General features: G+C 28.2%; 21 protein-coding genes and 1 rRNA gene. 3 read left to right on the forward strand and 19 right to left on the reverse strand.

The genetic code is table 11. The annotated features are described in order from the left end of the window. A 16S ribosomal RNA gene (locus BUB01_RS21360) occupies window positions 1–213 on the reverse strand; the annotation flags it as partial. A gap of 561 nt (window positions 214–774) precedes the next feature. After that, entirely contained in the window at window positions 775–927 is a 153-nt protein-coding gene (locus BUB01_RS23355) for a hypothetical protein (protein WP_159433289.1), read from the reverse strand. Between the two features lie 168 nt (window positions 928–1,095). Here BUB01_RS23355 and BUB01_RS21365 point away from each other — a divergent pair, with 168 nt between their 5' ends. After that, complete coding sequence (locus tag BUB01_RS21365) at window positions 1,096–2,379, forward strand: alkaline phosphatase family protein (protein WP_072993397.1); 1,284 nt, start codon at window positions 1,096–1,098, stop codon at window positions 2,377–2,379. A gap of 105 nt (window positions 2,380–2,484) precedes the next feature. Here BUB01_RS21365 and BUB01_RS21370 read toward each other — a convergent pair whose 3' ends face one another. The 4 genes from BUB01_RS21370 to yjeM all read right to left on the reverse strand — a co-directional run bounded on the left by BUB01_RS21370 (window position 2,485) and on the right by yjeM (window position 11,737). After that, complete coding sequence (locus BUB01_RS21370) at window positions 2,485–3,954, reverse strand: glutamate synthase subunit beta (protein WP_072993400.1); 1,470 nt, start codon at window positions 3,952–3,954, stop codon at window positions 2,485–2,487. A 17-nt stretch (window positions 3,955–3,971) separates the two neighbouring features. Then, window positions 3,972–8,549, reverse strand: a complete 4,578-nt coding sequence (gltB, locus tag BUB01_RS21375; RefSeq protein ID WP_072993403.1) for a glutamate synthase large subunit — start codon at window positions 8,547–8,549, stop codon at window positions 3,972–3,974. Window positions 8,550–8,893: 344 nt separating this feature from the next. After that, complete coding sequence (locus BUB01_RS21380; protein ID WP_072993406.1) at window positions 8,894–9,943, reverse strand: ABC transporter substrate-binding protein; 1,050 nt, start codon at window positions 9,941–9,943, stop codon at window positions 8,894–8,896. Between the two features lie 276 nt (window positions 9,944–10,219). Next, on the reverse strand, window positions 10,220–11,737 hold the full coding sequence (gene yjeM, locus BUB01_RS21385) for a glutamate/gamma-aminobutyrate family transporter YjeM (protein WP_072993409.1): 1,518 nt from the start codon (window positions 11,735–11,737) through the stop codon (window positions 10,220–10,222). 399 nt (window positions 11,738–12,136) lie between these two features. Between yjeM and BUB01_RS21390 the strand changes: the two genes are divergently transcribed. Further along, window positions 12,137–13,246, forward strand: a complete 1,110-nt coding sequence (locus BUB01_RS21390) for an AI-2E family transporter (RefSeq protein ID WP_242958461.1) — start codon at window positions 12,137–12,139, stop codon at window positions 13,244–13,246. A 52-nt stretch (window positions 13,247–13,298) separates the two neighbouring features. Here the strand turns inward: BUB01_RS21390 and BUB01_RS21395 are convergent, their stop codons facing one another. After that, complete coding sequence (locus BUB01_RS21395; protein WP_072993415.1) at window positions 13,299–14,966, reverse strand: glutamine--tRNA ligase/YqeY domain fusion protein; 1,668 nt, start codon at window positions 14,964–14,966, stop codon at window positions 13,299–13,301. Window positions 14,967–15,283: 317 nt separating this feature from the next. Then, window positions 15,284–15,748, reverse strand: a complete 465-nt coding sequence (locus BUB01_RS21400; RefSeq protein WP_072993418.1) for a DsbA family protein — start codon at window positions 15,746–15,748, stop codon at window positions 15,284–15,286. Between the two features lie 451 nt (window positions 15,749–16,199). Here BUB01_RS21400 and hydG point away from each other — a divergent pair, with 451 nt between their 5' ends. After that, window positions 16,200–17,618: a [FeFe] hydrogenase H-cluster radical SAM maturase HydG gene (gene hydG, locus BUB01_RS21405; RefSeq protein ID WP_072993421.1), complete on the forward strand. Its 1,419-nt coding sequence runs from the start codon at window positions 16,200–16,202 to the stop codon at window positions 17,616–17,618. Window positions 17,619–17,764: 146 nt separating this feature from the next. Here hydG and BUB01_RS21410 read toward each other — a convergent pair whose 3' ends face one another. The 11 genes from BUB01_RS21410 to BUB01_RS21460 all read right to left on the reverse strand — a co-directional run bounded on the left by BUB01_RS21410 (window position 17,765) and on the right by BUB01_RS21460 (window position 25,658). After that, the gene (locus tag BUB01_RS21410; RefSeq protein ID WP_072993424.1) at window positions 17,765–17,947 is read right to left on the reverse strand and encodes a glycine zipper domain-containing protein; all 183 of its coding nucleotides are present in this window, start codon (window positions 17,945–17,947) and stop codon (window positions 17,765–17,767) included. Window positions 17,948–18,079: 132 nt separating this feature from the next. Then, window positions 18,080–18,274 carry a DUF4177 domain-containing protein gene (locus BUB01_RS21415; protein ID WP_072993427.1) on the reverse strand — a complete coding sequence of 65 codons (195 nt, stop codon included), beginning with the start codon at window positions 18,272–18,274 and terminating at the stop codon, window positions 18,080–18,082. Between the two features lie 109 nt (window positions 18,275–18,383). Beyond that, window positions 18,384–19,037, reverse strand: coding sequence for a hypothetical protein (locus BUB01_RS21420; protein WP_072993430.1), 654 nt, complete (start codon window positions 19,035–19,037; stop codon window positions 18,384–18,386). A gap of 33 nt (window positions 19,038–19,070) precedes the next feature. Next, window positions 19,071–19,277 (reverse strand): hypothetical protein, encoded by a 207-nt coding sequence (locus tag BUB01_RS21425; protein ID WP_200802926.1) that lies wholly within the window; start codon window positions 19,275–19,277, stop codon window positions 19,071–19,073. 46 nt (window positions 19,278–19,323) lie between these two features. Beyond that, complete coding sequence (locus BUB01_RS21430; RefSeq protein WP_072993433.1) at window positions 19,324–20,421, reverse strand: ABC transporter permease; 1,098 nt, start codon at window positions 20,419–20,421, stop codon at window positions 19,324–19,326. A 2-nt stretch (window positions 20,422–20,423) separates the two neighbouring features. Next, window positions 20,424–21,578: an ABC transporter permease gene (locus BUB01_RS21435; protein ID WP_072993437.1), complete on the reverse strand. Its 1,155-nt coding sequence runs from the start codon at window positions 21,576–21,578 to the stop codon at window positions 20,424–20,426. A 12-nt stretch (window positions 21,579–21,590) separates the two neighbouring features. Continuing rightward, a complete protein-coding gene (locus BUB01_RS21440) occupies window positions 21,591–22,529 on the reverse strand; it encodes an ABC transporter ATP-binding protein (protein WP_072993440.1) in 939 nt (312 codons plus the stop codon). A gap of 102 nt (window positions 22,530–22,631) precedes the next feature. Then, window positions 22,632–23,132, reverse strand: a complete 501-nt coding sequence (locus tag BUB01_RS21445) for a hypothetical protein (protein ID WP_072993443.1) — start codon at window positions 23,130–23,132, stop codon at window positions 22,632–22,634. 49 nt (window positions 23,133–23,181) lie between these two features. After that, window positions 23,182–23,685, reverse strand: coding sequence for a YfbM family protein (locus BUB01_RS21450; RefSeq protein ID WP_072993447.1), 504 nt, complete (start codon window positions 23,683–23,685; stop codon window positions 23,182–23,184). Window positions 23,686–23,827: 142 nt separating this feature from the next. Further along, window positions 23,828–24,487, reverse strand: coding sequence for a response regulator transcription factor (locus BUB01_RS21455; protein ID WP_072993450.1), 660 nt, complete (start codon window positions 24,485–24,487; stop codon window positions 23,828–23,830). Next, complete coding sequence (locus BUB01_RS21460) at window positions 24,474–25,658, reverse strand: sensor histidine kinase (RefSeq protein ID WP_072993454.1); 1,185 nt, start codon at window positions 25,656–25,658, stop codon at window positions 24,474–24,476. Before BUB01_RS21460 ends, BUB01_RS21455 begins: the two co-directional genes overlap by 14 nt. Window positions 25,659–25,786: the final 128 nt, after the last annotated feature.

Consider the following 25,786-nt stretch of genomic DNA (forward strand, 5'->3'; position numbering starts at 1 on the left):
GCTCCTTTGATCAGTCTACCATGCGATAATCTGATGTTATGCGGTATTAATCTTCCTTTCGGAAGGCTATCCCCCTCTATAAGGCAGGTTGCCCACGTGTTACTCACCCGTCCGCCGCTAGCTTCATCCCCGAAGGGAATCCACTCGCTCGACTTGCATGTGTTAAGCACGCCGCCAGCGTTCGTCCTGAGCCAGGATCAAACTCTCAATTTCAAGTTTGTAGCTCATTACTGTTGTATGTCTTATGATTTAAATCATAAAGAATTGCTGGTCATATATTTTCTTGCTCTGTTTAATTTTCAAAGACCAAATTTCATTCGTCATCTTTCGACGACTTTTACTATGTTATCATCAAACTTCTTATCTGTCAACACTTTTTAATTTCAAAAAAGTTTTTATAAAACTTTAATATTAATTAATATTTTGTTGAATTAAGTTCGAAGTTTGTCGCCCCGAAGCGACTTCGTTATGATAACATTAAAGACAGCCTCTACTAATTAATCTTATACCAATCTACTTACATTAACTTTGTAATTCTAGTATTTCTTCAATTTTTCTTTATTTTATACACATCGACACACTAGGATTGGTTTATACCTAAAAATACAACTTACAAATTAAAATTTCATTATAGCTTGTGATTTTGTCTAATATTTTCCATGCTAAACTTAAACCTTTATTATTTATTAGTATATATTCTTATAATCTTTAATTTTGCATTAAATGAAACTTCCACTCATTACATTAGTATAAATAACTTCTAATAACCAATAATTATAAAAATACTTTTCTTATAAATCTTCTCTTCTTATTACTAGTTAAATTAGTAATAAGATGTTCTGAATGCAAGTTAATTCTCATTATTAAATCAGATATTATAAATGCTAATATAAACCTACCTACTATTTTAAAACCTCTTTTCATCATAAGTATTAATCCCTCCTTATATTTCCTAATTAATTTTCAAAAAAATCATTTTCTACCTAATATATTAATAGTATCTACTAAAAATATATTTTTATAATAGAATATTAACTATTTTATTTTTTTAAAATATAGTAAAATAAAATTAACATATTAGGAGGGTTTTGTTTTATGAAAGATAAACATATTATTATTATTTCATTAGATGCAGTAGATAAAAATGATTTTAATATATTAAAAGAGCTCCCCAACTTTAAGAAGGTTTTAGATAAATCTTCTTATTCTTGCGAAGTTGAAACTGTATATCCATCTTTAACTTATCCAGCTCATACTACCATAGTAACTGGTAAATATCCTAAAAATCATGGCATTATAAATAATATTGTGGTGAAACCTGGTGATAATAATCCCGATTGGCTGTGGCATAAGCATAATATAAATGGTGAAACCATTTATGACTTAGCTAAAGAACAAGGTATGACTATCGCTTCATTACTTTGGCCTGTTACTGCAAAAGCCAATATAGATTATAACTTGCCCGAGATATTTCCAACTAAACCATGGCAAAATCAAATATTACTATCCTTACTTAATGGATCTAAAGCTTATCAATTTAAGCTTAACGCTAAATTCGGTACATTAAGAAATGGCATAAATCAGCCTGAGCTTGATAACTTCGTCATGGCTTCATTACTTAATACACTAAGAGAAAAACAGCCAGGACTTACTATGGTTCATTTAACCGATGTAGATTCAAAGCGTCATGAACATGGTTATAATTCTCCCGAAGCACTTTATTCTTTAAAACGTCACGATTCTAGAATAGGTGAAATTTTAAACTGCCTTCATCTAATGGGGGTAGAAGAAGAAACATCAATAATAATTTTAGGTGATCATAGTTTTAAGGACGCAGATTATGTAATAAAATTAAATAAACTTTTTGTGGACAAAGGTTGGATATTATTTGATGAAAAAGGTAAGTTAAATGAATGGCTTGTATTTATGAACTTTTGTGATGGTTCTGCTTATATCTATTTAAATGATAAAGAAAATATAGAGTTACTAAAACTTGTAAAATCTACCTTAATGGAATTTTCTAAAAATAATAATGATTGCATTGAAGCTATATTAAGCAATGAAGAAGCCATTAAATTAGGTGCTGATCCTAATTGTTCTCTCATGATAGAGGCTAAGGAAGGCTACTATTTTATAAATGATATTGATGGCGAAATAATCGAAGCTACTGGTGATAAATATCATAAAGCAACCCACGGTTATTCACCAAAGGCAAAACAGGATTATGAAACTTTCTTTGTAATAAGCGGGAAAAACGTTAAGAAAAACTTTAATATTGGTAAAATGCGATTAATTGATGAAGGTCCTACAATAGCCAAACTTATTGGCGGAAAACTTTCTGATGCAGATGGAAAAGTCTTAAATCACATATTTATTTAAATAAATGGTCAAGCTTAAGAGTGTATATGAGTATAAATTTCATAAAAAAAGCAACATGGAAATGTAATTAATATCTCCAATGTTGCTTTATTTTTTATATTGCAATTATTTTAATAAATAATCATGCACTTTTTCTGCTACAGCTCTTCCTTCATTTATAGCCCAAACTACCAATGATTGCCCTCTTCTAGCATCACCAGCTACAAAAACCTTATCTACGTTTGTTCTAAAACAGCCATATTCAGCTTTTATATTATTCTTTTTATCAAGCTCAACACCAAATGCTTTAGATATATAATCTTCTGTTCCAACAAACCCCATGGCTAAAAGTATTAGGTCAGCTTCCCATATACGTTCTGTACCTTCAACTTCTATTATTGAATATCTACCATTTTGACTTTTCTCCCATTTAACATCAACTGTATGAACTTTTAAAAGATTGTCATCTTCATCTCCTTCTAATTTTTTCACATTTATACCATAAACCCTTGGGTCTTTACCATATAATGCTTCAAATTCTTCTTGACCATAATCTACTTTATGAATTCTAGGCCACTGTGGCCATGGATTGTTTGCAGCTCTTTCTAATGGTAGTTTATCCATTATTTCAAATTGGACTAAACTTTTACATCCATGCCTTAATGAAGTTCCTACACAATCTGTTCCTGTATCTCCGCCACCTATAACTATTACATTTTTGTCTTTTGCTGAAATATAATTTTCATCTTCTAAGTTTGAATCTAAGAGGCTTTTTGTATTTGCTCTTAAAAATTCTACTGCAAAGTGAACACCTTTTAAATCTCTTCCTGGAACATCTAAATTTCTTGCCTTCGATGCTCCACAGGCTAAAATAACAGCATCATACTCTTTAATCATTGAATCTACATCATAGTCCTTGCCTACATTTGTATTTGTAATGAAATTTATACCTTCCTCTTTCATTAACTCAATTATTCTTTGAACAATATTCTTGTCAAGCTTCATATTAGGTATGCCATACATTAATAATCCACCAACTCTATCATAGCGTTCAAAAACTGTGACATTATGACCTAACTTATTAAGCTGATCAGCTGCTGAAAGTCCTGCAGGACCAGAACCTACTATAGCTATTTTTTTATTTGTTCTTATTTCTGGAACTTGAGCTTTTATATATCCTTCAGCATATGCTCTTTCTATTATTGAACATTCATTTTCTTTAATTGAAATAGACGGACCATTTATACCAGCTGTACATCCTGCTTCACATGGTGCTGGACAAACCCGTCCTGTAAATTCTGGAAAATTATTAGTCTTCTTTAATCTATTTAAAGCTTCTTTCCATTTTCCCCTATAAATCAAATCATTCCATTCAGGAATTAAATTATTTATGGGACATCCTGATACAGCACCATTTAATATAATTCCAGATTGACAAAAAGGTATACCACAATCCATACATCTAGCCCCTTGTATTTCTTGTTTCTCTTTTGAAAGCATCCCATGTATTTCATTGAAATCTCCTATTCTTTCTAGTGGTTCTCTAACATGAGCTAGTTCCTTATCATATTCTAAAAACCCTGTTGATTTTCCCATTACATATCCCTCCTTTCCTACCTCTTGTTCCCTATATTTTCATAAAATGCTGCTATTAATGCTTCCTCACTATTCAATCCTATTGCTTCTTTTTCTTTAATTGTATTTATCATTCGTTTATAATCGGTAGGTATAATCTTTTTAAACTTAGGTATATAATCTTGTAAATTATCTAAAACCTCTTTACCTTTCAATGAATTAGTAGCATTAACATGTTCTTCTATAAGTAATTTTGTTTCTTCTATATCTTCATCATTTAATTCTTCAATTTCAATTAATTCCTTATTTAATAACTTATCAATATCTTCATTCTCATCTAGTACATATGCTATACCACCACTCATACCTGCTGCAAAGTTTTTACCTATATTTCCAAGTACAACAACTCTTCCTCCAGTCATATATTCACATCCATGGTCACCAACACCTTCTACTACAGCATAAGCTCCTGAATTTCTTACACAGAACCTTTCTCCAGCCACGCCATTAATAAAAGCTTTACCAGAAGTTGCTCCATAAAGTGCTACATTTCCTATAATTATATTTTCATTTGCAACAAAGGTTGATTTTCTATTTGGGTACACTATTATTTTCCCACCTGAAAGTCCTTTACCTATATAATCATTAGAGTCACCTTCTAATTCTAATGTCAGCCCACTTGGAATAAATGCTCCAAAACTTTGCCCACCAGAACCTTCACATTTTATTCTTATAGTGTCTTCTTTAAGCTTATTGCATTTATTATATTTTGTTATTTCACTACCAAGTATAGTACCTAGAGTTCTATTTATATTTGTAACCTTTATATTAAGTATTACTTTATCACCATCTTCTATTGCAGTCTTACATTTATCTAATAAAACTTGTGAGTCCATAACCAAATTTAGTTTATGATCATAAGCCTTTTCAAATTTTATAGCTTTATTATTTGGTACTGATGGATTTTTTAATATATTGGTTAAATCTACCTTATTTGCTTTAAATCCATTTATATCTTTCTTTTGAACTAATTTATCAGTTCTTCCTATCATTTCATCTATATTTCTGAAACCAAGCTTAGACATATATTCTCTAAGCTCCTGAGCTATAAATTTCATGAAATTTTCAACATATTCTGGTTTCCCCTTAAATCTCTTTCTAAGTTCTGAATTTTGAGTAGCTATTCCTACAGGGCAAGTGTCTAAATTACAAACTCTCATCATAACACAACCTAAAGCTATAAGAGGCGCTGTAGCAAAACCAAATTCCTCTGCACCCAAAAGAGCTGCTATAGCTACATCTCTACCAGTCATAAGCTTACCGTCAGTTTCTAGTTTAACTCTTGTTCTAAGTCCATTCATAACTAATGTTTGATGCGCTTCTGCAAGTCCTAATTCCCAAGGTAAGCCTGCATGTTTTATAGAAGTTCTTGGTGATGCTCCTGTTCCTCCATCATATCCTGAAATTAAGATAACATCTGCTCCACCCTTTGCAACTCCTGCTGCCACAGTTCCTACTCCAGCTTCAGAAACCAACTTTACTGAAACTCTCGCTTCTCTATTTACATTTTTCAAATCATATATAAGTTGAGCTAAGTCTTCTATTGAATATATATCGTGATGTGGAGGTGGTGATATAAGCCCTACTCCAGTAGTTGAATGCCTAGTTTTAGCAATCCATGGGTAAACTTTATTAGCTGGCAATTGTCCACCTTCTCCTGGTTTTGCTCCCTGGGCCATCTTTATTTGAAGTTCTTTTGCATTAACTAAATATTCTGATGTTACCCCAAACCTTCCTGATGCTACTTGCTTAATGGCTGAATTTCTAGAATTTCCATTTCCATCAGCTATAAATCTTTCTGGATCCTCTCCACCTTCTCCAGTGTTTGAACGTCCGCCTAATCTATTCATAGCTATAGCTAAAGCTTCATGAGCTTCTTTTGATATAGATCCATAAGACATTGCCCCTGTCTTAAATCTCTTAACTATACTTTCTACAGATTCTACTTCTTCTAAAGCTATTTCTTCATCTTCATATTTAAAATCTAATAGTCCTCTCAATGTTAAATGACTATCTTGAGCATTTAATAATGATGTATATTCCTTAAATATTTTATAATCTCCATTCCTTGTAGCTTCTTGAAGCTTATGAACACTTAATGGATTATATAAATGTTCTTCTTTCCCACTTCTATATTTATGACTTCCTTCGCTATCTAAACTTAAATCAGCTTGATGTCTAAGTTTATCAAATGCTAATGTATGCTTAATTTCAACTTCTTTTGCTAATTCTTCAAGTCCTATTCCTTTAATTCTACTTACTGTTCGTGTAAAATACTTATCTATAACATCATCATTAAGTCCTACTGCCTCAAAAATTTGAGCCCCTTGATATGATTGAATTGTTGATATACCCATTTTGGAAAGTATCTTAACTATACCTTTTACTATTGCTTTGTTAAAATTATAAATAGCAGTATTATACTCAACATTTACCATGTCTGCTTCAATTAAACCTTTTATTGATTCATATGCAAGATATGGATTTATAGCTGAAGCTCCATATCCTAAAAGTGTGGCAAAATGATGTACATCTCTAGGTCCACCACTTTCTAAAACTACTGCTACATCTGTTCTATACCCTTTTCTTATTGCATGATGGTGAAGTCCTGCTATAGCAAGAAGTGCTGGAACTGGCGCATTGTTTTCATCTACCCCTCTATCACTTAATACAAAAATATTAAAGCCTTCTTTGTATGCTTCATCTGCATCACTAAATATTTTATCTAATGCTGCTTCTAAGGACACTTTTCCACCTTTAGGATTATATATGGTTTTGATAACTTTTGTTCTGAAACCTGGCATATTTAAAGCTTTTATTTTTGCAATTTCTTCATTAGTTATTATAGGTTTGTCAAGCTTTAGCTGTCTGCAATTTTCTGCTTTTGGATTTAATAAATCCCCTTCAGAACCTATAAATGTTTCAGTAGCTGTAACTATCTCTTCCCTTATAGCATCTATAGGTGGATTAGTTACTTGTGCAAATAATTGTTTAAAATAACTGTATAAAGGTTGAGGCCTATTAGATAATACAGCAATTGGTGTATCTATTCCCATTGCAGCAATAGGTTCCTCTCCATTTTCAGCCATAGCTATTAAGTTATTTTTTACATCTTCATAGCTATAATTAAAAGCCTTTTGAAGTATTATTCTTTCTCTTTCATTACAATTTATCTCTAAAGCCCTAGCTTCTGGCAGTTCCCCTAAAGTTAATAGATTTTTTTCAAGCCATTCACCATAAGGCCTTTCACTAGCATACTTATTCTTTAGCTCATCATCATCTATTAGTCTACCTTCTATTGTATCTACTAAGAGCATTCTTCCTGGTCTTAACCTATCCTTCTTTTCTACATTTTCACTAGGTATATCTAAGACCCCAACTTCTGATGATAATATTAAATAACCATCCTTAGTAACATAATATCTGGCAGGTCTTAATCCATTTCTATCAAGTACAGCACCCACCTTTTCTCCATCAGTAAATACTATAGCCGCTGGTCCATCCCAAGGTTCCATAAGTGTTGCATGATATTTATAAAAATCTCTTTTTAACTTATCCATAGTTTTGTTTTTGCTCCAAGGTTCTGGAATAGCCATCATAACAGCCAAAGGTAAATCTCTTCCATTCATCATCAAAAATTCTAATGTATTATCTAAAATAGCTGAATCTGAACCTTCTTTATCTACTACAGGAAGTGTCTTTTTAAAGTCTTCTCCTAAAATAGGAGATTTACATGTTCCTTCACGAGTATACATCCAATTTACATTTCCACGTACTGTATTGATTTCACCATTATGAATCATATATCTATTAGGATGTGCTCTTTCCCAACTTGGAAATGTATTTGTACTATATCTAGAATGTACTAAAGCTATTGCTGTTTTAACCTCCTCATTTGATAAGTCCACATAAAAATCTTGTAATTGAGCTGCAAGTAGCATCCCTTTATAAACTATAGTTCTAGAAGAAAATGATGCTATATAAAAAGTACTATCTTTTAAAGCTTCTTCTTTTATAGCCTTTTTTTCCATTAATCTTCTTGCTACATATAACTTTCTTTCAAATTCTATACCCTTTGAAATATTAATAGGCTTTTTGACAAACCCTTGAAGAATATACGGCATACATGAAGTAGCTGTCTTTCCTAGATTTGATGTATTTACCGGTACCTCTCTAAATCCTAAAAATTCTAGTCCTTCTTCTTCTAGAACTTTTTTAAATATTTCTTTTGATAAGTTGCTTGCTTCAGTATTTAAAGATAAAAATAGCATAGCGACACCATATTCACCTTCTTCTGGCAAGTTAATATTCACATTATTTAATTCCTTTTTTAAAAAAACATGTGGTATTTGAATAAGTACACCAGCACCATCACCAGTATTTTCCTCTGCACCAATTCCTCCTCTATGCTCTAAATTAACAAGTATATTAAGAGCATCCTTTAAAACCTTATATGATTTTTCTCCTTTAATGCTTGTAACAGCTCCTATTCCACAAGCATCATGCTCAAAGCTTGGATTATATAATCCTAATTTTCCAGTATAATTACTTTTCATTTTTTCACCCCCAAAATTAATAAGCCCCACTTTTTAACATTTAATAGATTTAAATACAATTTCTTCTTTTTATATGAAATAATATTACCATCACAATTGCATAATTTCAATATTATCTATATTAATTTATAGTTTTTTGCAATTTATTAATACCCTAAATTCACATTTTCTTTGTTGATTATTTTCTTTTTATTTATAAAAACGTTATCTTTTTGCTATTTTATCATTATCACACTAAATAAAAACATTTTTATTTATTAAATAGTATATTTTAATAAAATTATATCAATGTAACTAAACTAAAATAAGATCTTCGATTCTATATTTAATCGAAGATCTTACTTTTATTTCTGTGATTTTATTTCAGTCCAGATTTTGTCATACTTCTTTATATTTTCACCTATGTCTTGATAATTTTCACATTTATCTAACATTTCTTTTGTCATATATGCGTTTTTATTCTTTTGCACACTTTCCGGCTGAGCTTTTTTTGCCTCAACTTGAGGAGTTGTATATCCTACTTCAGCCGCATTTTTTAATGCTGAATCTTTTTCACACATAAAGTTTATAAATATCTCTGCCTCCTTTTTATGCTTTGCATTCTTAGGCACAGCAAAAGAATCTACCCAAAAGTTAGCTCCTTCTTTTGGTACTATATATTCTAAATATGGATATTGCTCTTGAAGATGAAGCCCTTCTCCTGACCAAATTGTAGCTAAAGCGCCTTCACCCTGAATCATTTTATCTTTAACATCATCTTGAACATATGCAAGTACTAAAGGCTTTTGTTTTATTAATTCCTTTTTGGCTTCTTCTAATTCACTATCCTTAGTTGAATTTAGAGAATACCCTAATTTTTTAAGTGCAACACCTATAGTATCTCTTTGAGCATCTAACATAAATATTTGACCTTTATACTTTTCATTCCATAATATATTAAAGCTATCTACAGGCTCTTTTACTAAATTTTTATTATATATAATTCCTATAGTTCCTGACATATATGGAACTGAATATTCATTTTTAGGATCCATAACCCTTCCTAAAAATGTTTCATCTATTTTTTTAAAATTTGGTATATTAGAAAAATCTAATTTACTAAGCATATCTTCTTTAATCATCTTTTGAACCATATAATCAGATGGAACTACTATATCATATTGTGAAGTATCCGACTTTACCTTTGTATACATATCTTCATTTGTATCATATGTTGAATAATTCACCTTAATATTATATTTAGCTTCAAAATCCTTTATAAGGGACATATCCATGTTATCTCCCCAATTAAAAACATTTAATGTTACTTGCTCCTTTTTAGAACAAGAAGTAAAAGTTGATATACCTATCATAAAGCATACTGCTATTGAAATTACTTTAAAAAACTTATTCATAATCTTTCCTCCTGTAAGTAATTATAAAAATTTTCAACTAATTATTATATAGTATTAATTATCAATCTAAAAAGCAAGTCCTTTACAAAGCTTTATTAAAAATCTACATTATTATATTTTAATTAACACTATAAAATACTTGCCTAAATATATAAATTTATAAAATATTTATTCTTTTCAAATCAAAATTAATATATTTACCATAAATTTATACTTTCCCATAAAGCAAAAAATATCCTCATCAAATTTAAATTTGATGAGGATTATATTTAAATATTAAGCTGCTTCTTCATTATTAATATTCTGTTTCTTTTCTGCTCTATTATAAACAATTAAGGCTACTACAGTAAAGCATAGAGGTCCTGCTATCATCCATATTGTTGAACTTATATCACCTTTCGTATACCAAGGTTCTATTATTGTAAATATATTAGCAAAGCCAACAGTTATTAAAACTGAACATGTAGCAATTTTTGCCTTTGTTTTTGTTTTAAACATAACAAAAGTTTTTTTTATATTATCATTATTCTTAAAAGCTATAAATGCGCCTGCTATAAATAAATTTGGTAATGTCATGGCTACATTAGTCATAAGCTGTAATCTTGAAAAGAACTTAGCAGCCTCATCTCCACCAAATGATACTAGCATTATCATTAAGATTACTATTACACATTGTATTATCAAAGCATTCTTAGGTATACCATCTTTTACTTTAGTCATTTTAGCTGGCCATAATTCTTTTGGTGTTCCTTCAATTAATTGCTTAAGCGGTGCAAATGCTAGTGTGAAAAAAGTTCCTGTAAACGCTAAAAACATTGAAAAACCAACGAACCTTGCAACCCAAGAACCAATCACTAAAGCTGTTTCAGTTGTGGTTCCCATTGCTAAACCTAAACTTACCCCTAAATTTTTCATTAATATATATGCTACATTTCCCATATGAACATCTTTCCCTGAAAGAATACCTGTCCAATTAGTAAATATTCCACATGCAAAAATCCCTAAAGAATATCCAATTGATATTATTAATGCCGCTGTAATAATCCCCTTAGGAAAATTTTTTGCTGCATTTTCAGTTTCGTCAACTAATCCGCCTACAACTTCTATTCCACCAAATGCAAAAATTGCAAAAACTACAAATGAAAGCATAGCCACTGGTGAACCATATGATGAATTTGGAGAACTTATAAATGAGTGCAATCCTTCTATCGGCTGTGCTAAATTGCCTTTGTTTAATATTAAAACTAATAATGACCCGATTAATAAAAACACATTAAGTACTGCAACAGCTGTTCCTGCTATTGAAGTTATTTTCTTTATCTTTTCTAACCCTTTTGTTGCTATAAAAGTAATTAAAGCCATCCACAAAATTCCTAGAATACCTATAACCTGAGTTGATTTTAACCCAAATAAAGCCCAACTAGAAGTAGTATCTGAGCCAAAAATAGCATTTGAAAGTGGTATCCATATTATTGATGATGTACCAACCATCCAAACGATATAAGATGCGTACCACATAAACACACCTACAAAGGCATATTTAGGACCAATAGATTTTCTCATCCATGTATATATTCCACCTTTTTCATCCTTAAAAGCAGATCCATATTCTGCCATCATAAAAGCATAAGGAATGAAAAATGTTAAGGCTGATAACATATACCAAGGAATAGCACCATACCCCATTAAAAAAAAGGCCCTTGGCATATTAGGAAATCCAAACACTGATGCGAATATCATAAGTACTAATGATATCAACGTTAACTTTTTTGTACTGTTTTCTTTTGTAGCCATTTAAATCCCTACCTTCAAAAGTTTATTTTTTAATATAACTATTATACTTCAATACAGTACAGTATAAAAATAATATCAATCACATTTTCGGATTTTTTGTCGATTTTTTTTGTATTATTATTTAATAAAATTCTTAATATTTGATTAAATATTAAGAATTTTATTAAATAATAATTTTTTTATGAATATTAATAACTTATTTTGGTGAAAATATTAGGTATTATATTTTTATTAACCTCAAATAACATATTTTTTTGTATCGTTTTTATAAATACATTTTTTCAATATTATGTATACTATTTTTAAATAAAAATTCTCTAATCTTTATTTAAAAATTTATAATATATGTTATTATATAATCATAGTTTTTTTATTTAAATATTAATGGAGGTATATAACTTGAAAAAATTTAACATTAAAGAATTTCAATATCTTGATATTGTTATTCTAGTTATAGTCGGATATATTTTTTTAAAAATAATTGATAATTTACCTGGTATATTAAATTGTATAGGTTCTGTATATAATATAGCTTCTCCTTTTATTTTTGGACTTGTTATAGCTTATATACTTAACCCTTTAGTAAAACTTATTGAAAAAAGACTTAAGCTTAATCGAGGTCTTAGTATTTTACTATCTTATATATTAATTATAGGTATATTAACACTATCTAGTGTGTATCTTTTTCCTAAATTATACTCAAGTATTTTAGATATCATAAATAACATCCCATATATAACTAAAACAGTGCAGCAATGGTTTAACGATTTTCTTCAACAACCAAAAATTCAAGATCTTATAAATTCTGGATTTGTAAATATAAATCCAAATATAATAATTCCGAAAATAAGTTCAATTGCTATGAGTTCATTAAATGCAGTTGCTTCTACAGCATTATCTTTTACTAACTCATTTATTAAAGTAATTTTAGGATTCTTAATAGCTATTTATATATTATTTGATAAAGAAAAAATATGTGATTTTTTCTTAAAGATAATGTATGTTATATTTAAAGAACGTAACGGAAATATTTTATTAGAAGTTTTAAGTAATTTAAATAAAATGATTGGTACTTATATTGGTATAAAAGCCATAGACTCTTTAATAATAGCAGTATTAGCTTTTATAGGCTTATCTATAATAGGCTCTCAATATGCTCTTTTGCTTGCAGTCATTGTTGGACTTACTAATATGATTCCATATATAGGACCATTCGCAGGAATTTTAGTAGGCTTTTTAATAAATGTTTTTGTAAGTCCAGTTCTTGGATTTGTAGTTGCAGGATATTTATTATTACTTCAACAATTTGATGCTTGGATTTTAGATCCTAAATTAATTGGAAATAAAGTCGGACTCTCTCCACTATTAGTACTATTTGCTGTAACACTTGGTGGAGGATTTTATGGGATAATAGGTATGCTTTTAGCTGCTCCTATAATGTCTGTTATAAAAATATATCTTACAAAATTTCTTGATAATTATAACTTCAATTTTATGAATAAAAAATAAGAAGACCAAGTTTGGTCTTCTTTTTTTAGGAAACTCCTATTCACATTTCAATTTACTTTTTCCAAGAACTCTTTAATGCTACTGTTCTGTTGAATACTAACTTTCCTTCTTTGGTAGCCTTAGTATCTCTACAAAAATATCCATTTCTTATAAACTGGAATTTTTCTCCTGGTTTAATTTCACCTAAAGATGGTTCAATCTTTGCATTTACTGTAGTTAAAGAATCCTTATTTATTACGATTTCCCCATTTTCATCTTCAGTGATTAAATGGTCATATAACCTAACTTCAGCATCTATAGCTGTGCTAGCTTCTACCCAATGGATAGTTCCCTTTACTTTTCTTCCTGTAAAGCCTGAACCAGATTTAGTTTCTGGATCATAAGTACAATGAAGTTCTACTATGTTTCCAGCTTCATCTTTTATAACTTCATTACAAACTATAAAATATGCTCCTCTAAGTCTTACTTCGTTACCAGGGAATAATCTGAAGTACTTTTTAACTGGTACTTCCATAAAATCTTCTCTCTCTATATATATTTCTCTCCCAAATGGTACTTGTCTCTTACCCATTTCTGGATCCTCAGCATTGTTCTCTATATCTACATATTCTATTTGTCCTTCTGGATAGTTTGTTATAACTACCTTTATAGGATCTAAAATAGCATGAGCTGATCTTGATTTAGCTTTTAAATCATCTCTTACAAAATGCTCTAAAAATGCAATGTCTACTGTTGATATAGCTTTAGATACACCTACTGCTTCACAGAAGTTTCTTATAGCTTCTGGAGTATATCCCCTTCTTCTCATTCCTGAAATAGTAGCCATTCTAGGATCATCCCAGCCATCAACAATATTTTCATCAACTAACTGTTTTAATTTTCTTTTACTAGTAAGCATGTTAGTAACATTTAATCTAGCAAATTCTATTTGTCTTGGTCTATGCTCTGCTTCTGTTTCTCTAACAACCCAATCATAAAGTGGTCTATGATCTTCGAATTCTAAAGAACATAGTGAGTGAGTTATTCCTTCTATAGCATCTTCTAATGGATGAGCATAGTCATACATTGGATATATACACCACTCATCTCCTGTATTGTGATGATTTGCATGTTGGATTCTATATATTATAGGATCTCTCATATTCATATTTGGAGATGACATATCTATTTTAGCTCTTAAAACTTTTTCTCCATCTTTGAATTCCCCATTTTTCATTCTTGTAAAAAGATCTAAATTCTCTTCTACAGAACGGTTTCTATATGGACTCTCCTTACCTGCTTCAGTAAGTGTTCCCCTATATTCTCTTATTTCTTCTGGAGTAGAATCATCTACATATGCTAAACCTTTTTCTATTAGTCTTACAGCATAATCATAAAACTTCTTAAAATATGATGATGCATAATGAAGTTCAGTCCATTTGTATCCAAGCCATTCAACATCTTCTTTTATAGAATCTACATATTCTGTATCTTCTTTAACGGGATTTGTATCATCAAATCTTAGATTACATAATCCTTTATACTTTTTTGCTGTTTCAAAGTTTATACATATAGCTTTAGCATGACCTATATGTAAATATCCATTTGGCTCTGGTGGAAAACGAGTGTAAATAGTTTCTGTTGGGTTTGCTTCTTTATACTCATCTATAATATCATGAATAAAGTTTGACTGTATCCTAGCTTCCTCAACTTCTACTGTTTTGTTTACTTCTTTACTCATAGCTATAACTCCTCCTATTTTCTTTTTTATGTAAATTATTAATATTATACCCTAAAAGCCACTTTATGTAGCATGATTTAGTCATAAATTTTCTATACATTCTATTATTATACGACATTTTTTATAATTCTTGTATCTATATTTAAAATTTTCTATAATAAATTATTCCAAAATAAAAAAGTGGCCTTATATAATCTTCTTACAACCTGAATAAAATTCAAATCATTCAAAATTATATAATTCCACCTAAGTTTTTAAAATGTCACTTATTATAATAATCTATTCTAAAATATATTCTAAAATATATGAATTAATTTTTATAAATTGTTAGCTATTATATCATCAATCTTATTAAAATCAGTATATCCTTGAGATAATAACAAATACTCGTCAGCTTTATACGCAATTAGGCTAGGAAAACTTCCTATTGCAGCTTCATTTATAAATTTAAATGCATCACTTGTTATTTCATCATTATCCTTTGACTTAAATTGAGCTATGAATTTTTCCTTTGATATGCCAATTGATTCTACTATATCAGCCAATACCTCTAAATTAGTTATTTCTTTACCTTCTATATACATAGCTTGTTGAAGTCTTTTTAAAAATTCAAAATTCTTATTTTTATTTAAAGTTTGCACTGCTAAAATAGCTTTAGAACCTGGTAATATAGTAAAATCATATTTTTCTTTGTATTTATCATGTATCTTTTCTATAACTTCTCCAAAACCATAGTACCATCCACACATAGGGTCCATTACATAATATATTTTTGTTTTCATTTTTTCTTCCTCCGTTCGTGAACTAACTTTATGTTAGCATATCACCATAAGTAAGTTATTTATTCAAGTATTTTTATATATTTTTTTAATACTATACCAAAAAAGTAACTATTAATTGACAGTTAAGTATGTTGAATCTAAAATAAATATATACCTTTCTTAATTAAGGTATTAAAATATATGTATATAATAGTTTTCTATTTAAACTTCTTATCAACATTAAATAGAAAGTTATAAAACTTATCTTTGTTGTACTTTTAATTTTTTCATTCGTTACAATGCTGCATAATAAAAAATGACATTATTTTAGTATTAAAAAAATAAGCTATAAATATAAGTTATAATAAATAAACTACAAGCTTTAATTTATCTTAAATAATATTTAAAAAATTTATGTTGTAGAATCATTATTGAAACTTATAAATATAAAAAAGAAAGAAGCGATTAATGTATGTATAATGTAAAATCAAATATAGCAACAGAGTTTATTGATGACAAAGAAATTTTAGAAAGTCTTGAATATGCAAAAGAAAATAAAAATAATAAGAAGTTAGTTAATGAGATTTTAGAAAAGGCTAAAAATTATAAGGGTATTTCACACAGAGAAGCAGCAGTTTTACTTGAATGTGAGTTAGAAGAAGAAAATGAAAAAATGTACAACCTTGCAAAAGAAATAAAACAAAAATTCTATGGTAATAGAATTGTAATGTTTGCTCCACTATACCTTTCCAATTATTGTGTAAACGGATGTATTTATTGTCCATACCATCATAAAAACAAACATATAGCAAGAAAAAAACTTACTCAAGAAGAAATTAAAAATGAGGTAATTGCACTTCAAGATTTAGGTCATAAAAGACTTGCCTTAGAAACTGGAGAAGACCCTATAAACTCTCCTATAGAATATGTTCTTGAAAGTATAGAAACTATTTATAGCATAAAACATAAAAATGGTGCTATAAGAAGAGTTAATGTGAATATTGCAGCTACAACTGTTGAAAATTATAAGAAATTAAAAGATGCTGGCATAGGTACTTATATATTATTCCAAGAGACTTATAACAAGAAGATATATGAAGAACTTCATCCAACAGGACCAAAACATGATTATGCTTACCATACAGAAGCTATGGATAGAGCCATGGATGGTGGTATTGATGATGTTGGTCTTGGTGTATTATACGGACTTAATATGTATAGATATGACTTTGTTGGTCTTCTTATGCATGCAGAACATTTAGAAGCTGCTAAAGGAGTTGGTCCACATACTATAAGTGTACCAAGAATAAGACCAGCTGATGATATAAATCCAGATGAATTTACTAATGCAATTTCTGATGATATATTTGCAAAAATAGTTGCAGTTCTTAGAATTGCAGTTCCTTATACAGGAATTATTGTTTCAACTAGAGAATCTCAAAAAACAAGAGAAAGAGTTCTTGAACTTGGAGTCTCTCAAGTAAGTGGTGGATCTTCTACAAGTGTTGGTGGATATGCTAAAAAAGAGAAAGAAGAAGAAAATTCAGCTCAGTTTGATGTAAATGATAATAGAACTTTAGATGAAATAGTAAATTGGTTACTTGAAAAGGGACATATTCCAAGTTTCTGTACAGCTTGTTATAGAGAAGGAAGAACTGGTGATAGATTTATGACTCTTGTTAAATCTGGACAAATAGCAAACTGTTGCCAACCTAACGCTCTTATGACATTAAAAGAATATTTAGAAGATTACGCATCAGAAGATACAAAGAGAAAAGGCGAAAAAGTAATCCAAGATGAAATTCATAGAATTCCAAATGAAAAAGTTAAAAAAATAGTTGAAGAAAATTTAAAAGAATTACACTCTGGAAAACGTGACTTTAGATTTTAATAACCTAAAATAAATGTGGAGATATTTAATTTAAAATTAAATATCTCCATTACTTTGTTTTGGAAATTTATCAAACTATGATATTATTTAGCATTATTAAATTAAAAATTTTTTATGCTTATTTTAAACTTTTTTAATCTGTATTACTAGTTATTTTTTTGTTTCTTTTCACTATAATATAATATCAAATCAAGTGTTGTTCCTACTGCTATCCCCATAACCATACCTATGATTAAATTGCCAAACACTAATCCTAACGCTATTCCAAATGGCATACATAATAGCATATTAGTAGTTTTATATTCATTATCATTACTTTTTTCACTCATAAATTTCTCCATTCAATTAATAAATAGTAAAACACCATTTTCTTATTTACACAATCACACCATATAATTTTTAACCCTTGTAACTATTTATTAATATCATTATATTTAATTCTCGATAATTTTAAATTAAACCTATTTTTTTCTTTTCAAAACAGCTATTATTTCTCTAGTTTTACCATAAGCTGCATTAGTTGAAACTATTGATACTAGTTCCCAGCCTTGATTTCCTAAACTATTTAATTCTAAATCAAAATTTTCCACATCTAATATCCCACCAAAACTACCTTCAGCTTGAAATTTAGTACTTAAATATTCCCACTTCTCCATTATCAAATCACCTCGAACTATATTACTATATAAATTTAAATCTTTAACTATATTTTAGAATAATGTTGATATTATTACAGTTTTTAAGGAAAACGTAAAAAGCCTTATCTTAATTTATTAATTTAACAAATAATGGTACTACTGATATAAAAGGTATAAATGTTGCTGGAAATCCCTTATACCATTTTTTATTATATATAAAACAAACTATAATCCAATTTATTACGCACCCTAAAAATATTAAGCATACCCCATAAAATAAATACATAGAATTATTGCTTACTTTATATATGCTTGAAAGTAATATTGTATAAAACAAAAAATCTCCAAGTCCTTTTGTTGGTACAGCATTTCTATTTTCTAACGACATTCCATATACTATTAATTTTGCCATCAGTTTTTTATTAGACATAACCTTTGCATTTGTAGTTTTTGAGCCTCTTTTAGTGAAACTTAAAATATCAAATATGGATAACATAATCCCCATTGAAATTGCACTTGTTACTGGAATAAGCCTTCCTATTAAAGTTCCAATAAAAAGTACACATATCATACATATCCAACTATACATAATCAAATAATCTTTTTCATATGGTTTTTTAATATACATTATTAAAAATACAACTCCAATTATAGAAGGTATTAAAAGCCAAACCACACTTGATGAATTTTTAATTATTAAATACATAACCCCTAAGGATACTATCATTATTAAAATAGAATGTATAATTGACTCAATAAGTTTTCCTTTTAATTCTGACATCTATATTGCCCACCCCTTAAATTAAAGTATAAATTATTTATCTATTTTGTACGGATTCTTTCCTTTTACCAAACATAAAATCATATATATACCCCAACTAACTATAAATACAACTGAACTTCCCTCACAAAATCCTAATGTAAAATCACTTAAATCATTTCTAAATATTTTACTTAGACAAAAAAACAAATATCCAATCAAAGAAATTATTAACATAAAATATTGAAATCTTTTTTTCACCTTTAATTTCCTCCTATATAAAAATAATTCTTTCAATTTTTAATAACTAACTTTCCTTTGCAAAGTTAGAATATCTTATACTACCAGCTGTAAAAAACACTAAGGCTATTAATACTAATACAAATATATTTGGAAATAAAATGGATTTTTCTATACTATCCAAACACCAGTAAAGCGGTGTAAACTTACTTAATACTCCAAGTATTTTAGGATATTTATTAGATGTAGCTTCTAATGTTCCTGTAAAATAGATAGAAAACATTATTAATGAACTTATAGTTATAATAGCTGTAGCAATATTTGAATCTTTGAAAATTCTATTCACCATTACAGCTAGACTTACAGATATTATACTCATTAAAATAATATTTAATAGTAAAAACCCAAAATTACTGAAATTTATACCAAAAGCAAATTTCATGACCATAAATGAAGCCATATACATAGTAGTCTGAGTAATGATCATAGATAAATAAATGCTGCCTATTATAGCGTATCCATTATTATTAGTACTTAAAAATCGCTCTAATATCTTTTCTTTTCTTAAATTTAATAAATCCGAACTTATACCACTTGAAAATGACAGCATAAAAAACATTAATAGTACTATTGGCATAAAATCTTTAGCATTCATTTTTCCTTTTTCCGTCGTATATTTTAAATTAATAAAATTTTTATTAATTTCTTTTTCATTATTTATTAAGTTCTCACTTTCTAACATCTTAATTTTAGCAAGCTTATTAATCTTTTCTTCCAATTGAAATTCAAATAAATTTGTAGTATTTCCTTCTTCAATTTTATAAACATTAATATCTGGTTTCGTACCCTTTTGGATTGAAGTAGTAAAACTTTCTGGTATTTCATATATTGCAATTACTGAATACTTTTTTAATTCTTTTAAAGCTACTTCTTTATTATTATAAAGTTTTACTCCTTTAAAATCAGATAAAACTTCTTTCCCTAAGCTTCCTTTATCAAGATTTATAATTCCAACATTTACAGTTAAGTTTTCTTTATTATCATCACCCAAAACATTATTTACAAAAAATACACATGCAATAGGAATAATAAACATAAATATGAGATTCTTATAATCCTTAAAATTTTTTTTGCAATTTACTAGTACCATATAAAAAAACCTCATTATTACTCCTCCCATCTTATATTAATCTTTATTACTGATATTAAATATAAACAACCTGCTACAATTAGCATTAATAAAAGCTCTTTTGAAAAATTAGTAATTGAATTTGTAATAATACAACTCTTATAAACCTGTGATAACATATTTCCTGGAGCAAAGTTTGTAAGTGATCTAACAGTTTGATTTCCTATTACATCTACAGGAATAAATCCACCTCCAAATATTATTTGGAAGTACATAAGAAATATAACTATTATATTCGCAATTTTTTTATTAAAAAACGCTATTATAATGCCAGAAATACAAGCTATTAAAACACTTTGACAAATTAATATACAGAATAAATTAATTGGATTAGTATCTTTAAAAGCAAAGCCTGCAACTCTAAACCCTAAAAGATAGACAAGTCCAAATATAAAACTAGAAATAAAAAATATTATTAAATCTAAATTAAAAAAATTCATCTTTGTCATTGGTGTTGATATTAACCTTTTAAAACTCCCATTTTCCTTATCTAAATTGTAAGAAGCTATACATGACATAACAATAGTAAACATCATATATGTCATAAGTGTAGCTGCCTGATTTTCCATTGAAGTTAATACTCTTTCAGCTTTTACAATAGTAGTATTAAGACTAGATTTTTCATAAAGCTTAGTTATTTTTTCATTTATCGTTGCATATAAGTTATACTTATTCTCTATATCAGATAAAGCTATCTTATTTTGAATTACAATATTCTCGCTAACTTTTTCCCCATATTCTCTTATAAGATTGGTTATTATTAATTCATTAGTAGATGAAATTCTCTTCTTTTCATCTATTTTTATAGTAGTTTCCTTAGCATTTATTAAATTCTCTTGATAATTTTTAGGTATTATTAAAATATAATCTCCTTTATTTGTAATATTAAATATCTTCTTCATATCATCGCTATTCAAAAGTTCTTTAAAAGAATTAGATAATTTACTATTATCCTCATCAATTAGTGTTATATTTATCTTGTCTCTATTTACTTCAGGTTTAAAATGTTCCTTTTGAGAATTACCAATAATTAAAGCTAATATTAGAGGAAATACACAAAACATCAAAAGAACATTCTTCCAACCATAAACTAAAGATTTAAGTGTCACCATTATAGTTGCTTTTATTCGCATTTCACTTTCCTCCTAATCCCTAAGTTTTTTACCTGTAAGAGATAAAAACACTTCTTCTAAAGATGCCTCTTCAATATTTAAATTGATTACTTTTCTGTCTTCTTTAATTATTAACTCTAATAACTTTTTCATTTCAAAGGTATTATCATCAACAGAAATAGCTAGTTCATTCTCCTTTATACTGCAAGTTTTAACTCCATTTATACCTTTTACCTTTATCATAAATTCATCATCTAACTTATCCACTTTTAATTTTATACTTCCATGAATACTTGCCATTGATTTAATCATCGCCTTAGAACCACTTGCTATTTCTTTGCCTAAATCTACTATAAATATATTATTACAAAGCTGCTCAACCTCTTCCATATAGTGAGATGTATATATTATAGTTGTTTTATTTTCCCTATTTATTTTTTTTAAAAACTCAAATATATAATTCCTTGATTGAGGATCAACCCCTACAGTTGGCTCATCTAAAATAAGAATTTTAGGTCTATGCATTATGGCTACGGCTAAATTTAATCTTCTTTTCATACCACCTGAAAACTTTTTAACTTTTTCTTTTCTTTTATCACTTAAACCAGTAACTTCAAGTGCCTCTTCTATTCTTTCTTTTAAAAGTTTTCCCCCTAATCCATAGAAAGCTCCAAAATACTCCAAATTATCATAAGCTGTCATAGTCTCCATAAGTGCTAATTCCTGAGGTACTAATCCAATTAATTCCTTAGCCTGCAATGGCTCTTTTGAAATTGAGTATCCACCTATAGTTACATCTCCACCATTTGCTTTTAAAATTCCTGTCATTATATTTAGTAGAGTAGATTTTCCTGCTCCATTAGGTCCTATTAATCCAAATATATCAGCTTCATTTATGTCAAAAGAAATATTATCTAAAACTAACTTATCATCAAATCTTTTAGTTACGTTTTTTACACTTATAATACTCATAAAATTAACCTCCTTAAATCTTCTAATTATATTTTAGAAAATTTAAGGAGGCTTTCCTAGTACTGTTAGTAACTATAAGAGTTACTTAAGTCATCTTTATAATTACTTTCCTAATATTTTAGCCCATATTTCACTTTCAAATTCACAACCAACATGCCACTTCCACTCTTGCTCTCTAACTCCAGATTCATACATTAACCACGCCTCTGAATATTCAACTATATTTTTAATGTTTAATACTCTTCCACTTTTAAATTTAATTTTCAAATCATCTAGTCCTAAAGTCACATTATCAACAGCATTATCTTCACTCCACATAATCATAGATAGTTCATAAGCTTTCACAGGTTCTTCATTATGCGGAGAATTACTTATTGGAAATTGTTTTATTCTATTTTCCCATTCTTGTTTAGAATCAAACCACCAATCACTTTCTATATGTAATGCAATATTTTGAGGTAACAAAGCATTATTAAATGTTTCATGCCCATCCCTTGAAAATATAAGTGTATAAAACTGACAAAAAGCAAATTCTTTTAATTGTGTATTTTTTAATAATATATTTATAAACTGTTCAATCTGCTCTTTTTGATTAGTTAACATTATTGGATTACCCCTACTTAATATTTATTAGTATATATATTGAAATCATCTAGTATATACTTACAACAATTTGTTGTTTGTTTTCTAATGCACTTTCATAAAACTCTATAATATTCTTATATTCATTTGCAAGCTCTTCAAATAATTCTAACTTTTCATCTTCTCTCCAAATATCAGGATATATTTCATTGTTTCTAAATTCTTCAATATTAAATCTATTTTTTAACTCCTCTATATTAACATCTTTTAAAGCTTTAACGATAGAATCTAAATCTTTAGATTCTATATATGCAATATAACCATCTTCATCTGATGGGCTAAATGTCTTCACTCCCATAATAGCTTGACTTAAAGGATTATCTTCTATTCTATCTGTTGCTGAGGATCCTACAAGTAAAAAATGAAGTCCATCCCACAATTTATCCACAGAATATATGTCTTCATCATTTTCACTTAAATTTTCAATTTCTTCTATTATTTCATCAATATCTAAATTTCTAAATTCATTTAATGTTTTCTTATCAACTTTTAAATAATCACATATCATACTCATAAATTCACCCTCCAATTAACTTTTATTTTTATTACTTTTATGACAAACACCAATTTTACACACTACTTATCTGTACATTTAATACATATTAATCTATTATTTTATATACCTAAAATAAAACTCTGCTCACTATTATCCAAATTTACATTTCAGCGATATTGTTTTTAAACGCAAATATTGTAAGCTGAGTTCTATCTCTAAGCTCTAATTTTGAAAGTATAGAACTTATATTATTTTTTATAGTTCCTTCTGATAAAAATAATACTTCACCAATTTCTTTATTACTAAAACCATTTGAAACCTCTTTAATTATAGCTATTTCTTTATCACTTAAATCATATTTACTTTTTATACTATCTATATTGCTACTTTTATTGTAGTTTATATTTTCATTAAGTATTTTAGAGGCCACTTCTGGATGAACTACAACATTTCCTTTAATACAACTTTTAATCGCTTCATAAATTAAATCATAATCACTATCTTTTAAAATATACCCTGATGCTCCATAATTTAAAGCCTGATGTATATATTCTACATCATTAAAAGTAGTTAATATTAAAATCTTAATATCTTTAAATTCATTTTTAATAAGTTTTGTCCCTAAAACGCCATCACATTTTGGCATTCTAATATCCATAAGAATTAAATCTATATCATTTTTTCTGCAATTGCTTAAAGCTTCTTCTCCATTAGAAGCTGATGCCACTACATCTATATCTTCATATGTGTTTAATATAAGTTCCATTCCACTTCTAACAAGTTTCTCATCATCTACAACCATAATTTTAATCTTGTTCATATTCATCCCCCTGAGAATAAATTTTTAAATTCTCTATTTTATTTATTTCAACCTTAACTAAAAAGCCTTCACCACTTATAGAATCGTAACTAAAAAATCCCCCTATTTCCGTTACTCTTTCTCTCATACTTTTAAGTCCTACCCCTTCAACTATATCTGTTTGCCCTATACCATTATCCTTTAAAGTAACTATTAATTTGTCATCTATAAAATTCATAGTTATATTTACAACAGTAGCCTTTCCATGCCTTACACTATTAGATAAAAACTCCTGAACTATTCTATATAAAACAAATGATTGATCTGAATTTAATCTCCATTTTTCTTTACTAAATCCTAAGCGTACTTCTATTCCTGTAAGCTTTTTAAAATTTTTTATAAGCTCCTCTATTGCCAAGATTCCTTCATACTCTTCAAATTCTTTAGGTTTAATTTCCCTTACAGCCATTCTAACTTCATTCAAGCTTTTTTGAGTAAAAACCCTAAGTTCTTTTGTTAGTTCATTTAAAGTTTTATCATCCTTAGCCGTTAATCTTTCAATAGCACCTAGCTGGATAGCTATAGTTGAAAGTGCATGACCCACGCTATCGTGTATCTCTCTTGAAAGCCTATTTCTTTCTCTAAGGAGCGTTAATTCCTCTACAGAACTCGCATATATTTCCAAATCACGGTTAGCATTTTTAAGTTTTTCTTCTGATATTCTAATCCTATCATAAAGCTCTTGTGCTTCTACCTTTTTATCATTTTCATCTTTAACCAAATATAATATAGCTATAAAAATTCCAGGTATAAATATATTTAGATATTTAAATTCAAGATTATTATTTAAAGAAAATACTATTCCTTGCACTATAATTAAAATATTAAATATATGTTTGCTTGGTGCTTTAAAAAGTGTATTACTATCCATTGCTTGAAGTACTAAATAAGCTATAAGATAACCACCTATATATTTATATGCTATTATACTTAAGATCACTTCCAATAAAAAAGAGACTTTCTTCATGTGATCATTTTCTAAAGAAAAAAACCTTACTTGATTATTTATTATAAAAATTAGAATAAATAATACCTCTTTACTACCAACACTTATAGAATTCATTAATATACTTGCTAAAAGACTTAATATTATAAAATACTTTATAGAAATATGTAACTTCTTATTCCACATAATAACTCCTTAATTGTAATTTATAAATATTATAGCATATTAAAAAATTACTTTATATTTATAAATACTAAATAAATTTCTAAAAAAGAGATTCTATTAGCTATTCAATCTCATCCTAATTATCACTA

It is taken from the genome of Clostridium cavendishii DSM 21758 (assembly GCF_900141845.1).
Classification (GTDB): domain Bacteria; phylum Bacillota; class Clostridia; order Clostridiales; family Clostridiaceae; genus Clostridium_AG; species Clostridium_AG cavendishii.

Coding starts and splice junctions, on each gene's coding strand:
- yjeM (WP_072993409.1), bottom strand. CDS start 11,737: ATGGCTACAAAAGAAAACAGTACAAAAAAGTTAACGTTGATATCATTA.
- BUB01_RS21445 (WP_072993443.1), bottom strand. CDS start 23,132: ATGTTAACTAATCAAAAAGAGCAGATTGAACAGTTTATAAATATATTA.
- BUB01_RS21435 (WP_072993437.1), bottom strand. CDS start 21,578: ATGCGAATAAAAGCAACTATAATGGTGACACTTAAATCTTTAGTTTAT.
- BUB01_RS21410 (WP_072993424.1), bottom strand. CDS start 17,947: ATGAGTGAAAAAAGTAATGATAATGAATATAAAACTACTAATATGCTA.
- BUB01_RS21420 (WP_072993430.1), bottom strand. CDS start 19,037: ATGTCAGAATTAAAAGGAAAACTTATTGAGTCAATTATACATTCTATT.
- hydG (WP_072993421.1), top strand. CDS start 16,200: ATGTATAATGTAAAATCAAATATAGCAACAGAGTTTATTGATGACAAA.
- BUB01_RS21380 (WP_072993406.1), bottom strand. CDS start 9,943: ATGAATAAGTTTTTTAAAGTAATTTCAATAGCAGTATGCTTTATGATA.
- BUB01_RS21365 (WP_072993397.1), top strand. CDS start 1,096: ATGAAAGATAAACATATTATTATTATTTCATTAGATGCAGTAGATAAA.
- BUB01_RS21460 (WP_072993454.1), bottom strand. CDS start 25,658: ATGTGGAATAAGAAGTTACATATTTCTATAAAGTATTTTATAATATTA.
- BUB01_RS21455 (WP_072993450.1), bottom strand. CDS start 24,487: ATGAACAAGATTAAAATTATGGTTGTAGATGATGAGAAACTTGTTAGA.
- BUB01_RS21415 (WP_072993427.1), bottom strand. CDS start 18,274: ATGGAGAAGTGGGAATATTTAAGTACTAAATTTCAAGCTGAAGGTAGT.
- BUB01_RS21370 (WP_072993400.1), bottom strand. CDS start 3,954: ATGGGAAAATCAACAGGGTTTTTAGAATATGATAAGGAACTAGCTCAT.
- BUB01_RS21450 (WP_072993447.1), bottom strand. CDS start 23,685: ATGAGTATGATATGTGATTATTTAAAAGTTGATAAGAAAACATTAAAT.
- BUB01_RS21440 (WP_072993440.1), bottom strand. CDS start 22,529: ATGAGTATTATAAGTGTAAAAAACGTAACTAAAAGATTTGATGATAAG.
- BUB01_RS21400 (WP_072993418.1), bottom strand. CDS start 15,748: ATGAAAACAAAAATATATTATGTAATGGACCCTATGTGTGGATGGTAC.
- BUB01_RS21395 (WP_072993415.1), bottom strand. CDS start 14,966: ATGAGTAAAGAAGTAAACAAAACAGTAGAAGTTGAGGAAGCTAGGATA.
- BUB01_RS21430 (WP_072993433.1), bottom strand. CDS start 20,421: ATGAGGTTTTTTTATATGGTACTAGTAAATTGCAAAAAAAATTTTAAG.
- gltB (WP_072993403.1), bottom strand. CDS start 8,549: ATGAAAAGTAATTATACTGGAAAATTAGGATTATATAATCCAAGCTTT.
- BUB01_RS23355 (WP_159433289.1), bottom strand. CDS start 927: ATGATGAAAAGAGGTTTTAAAATAGTAGGTAGGTTTATATTAGCATTT.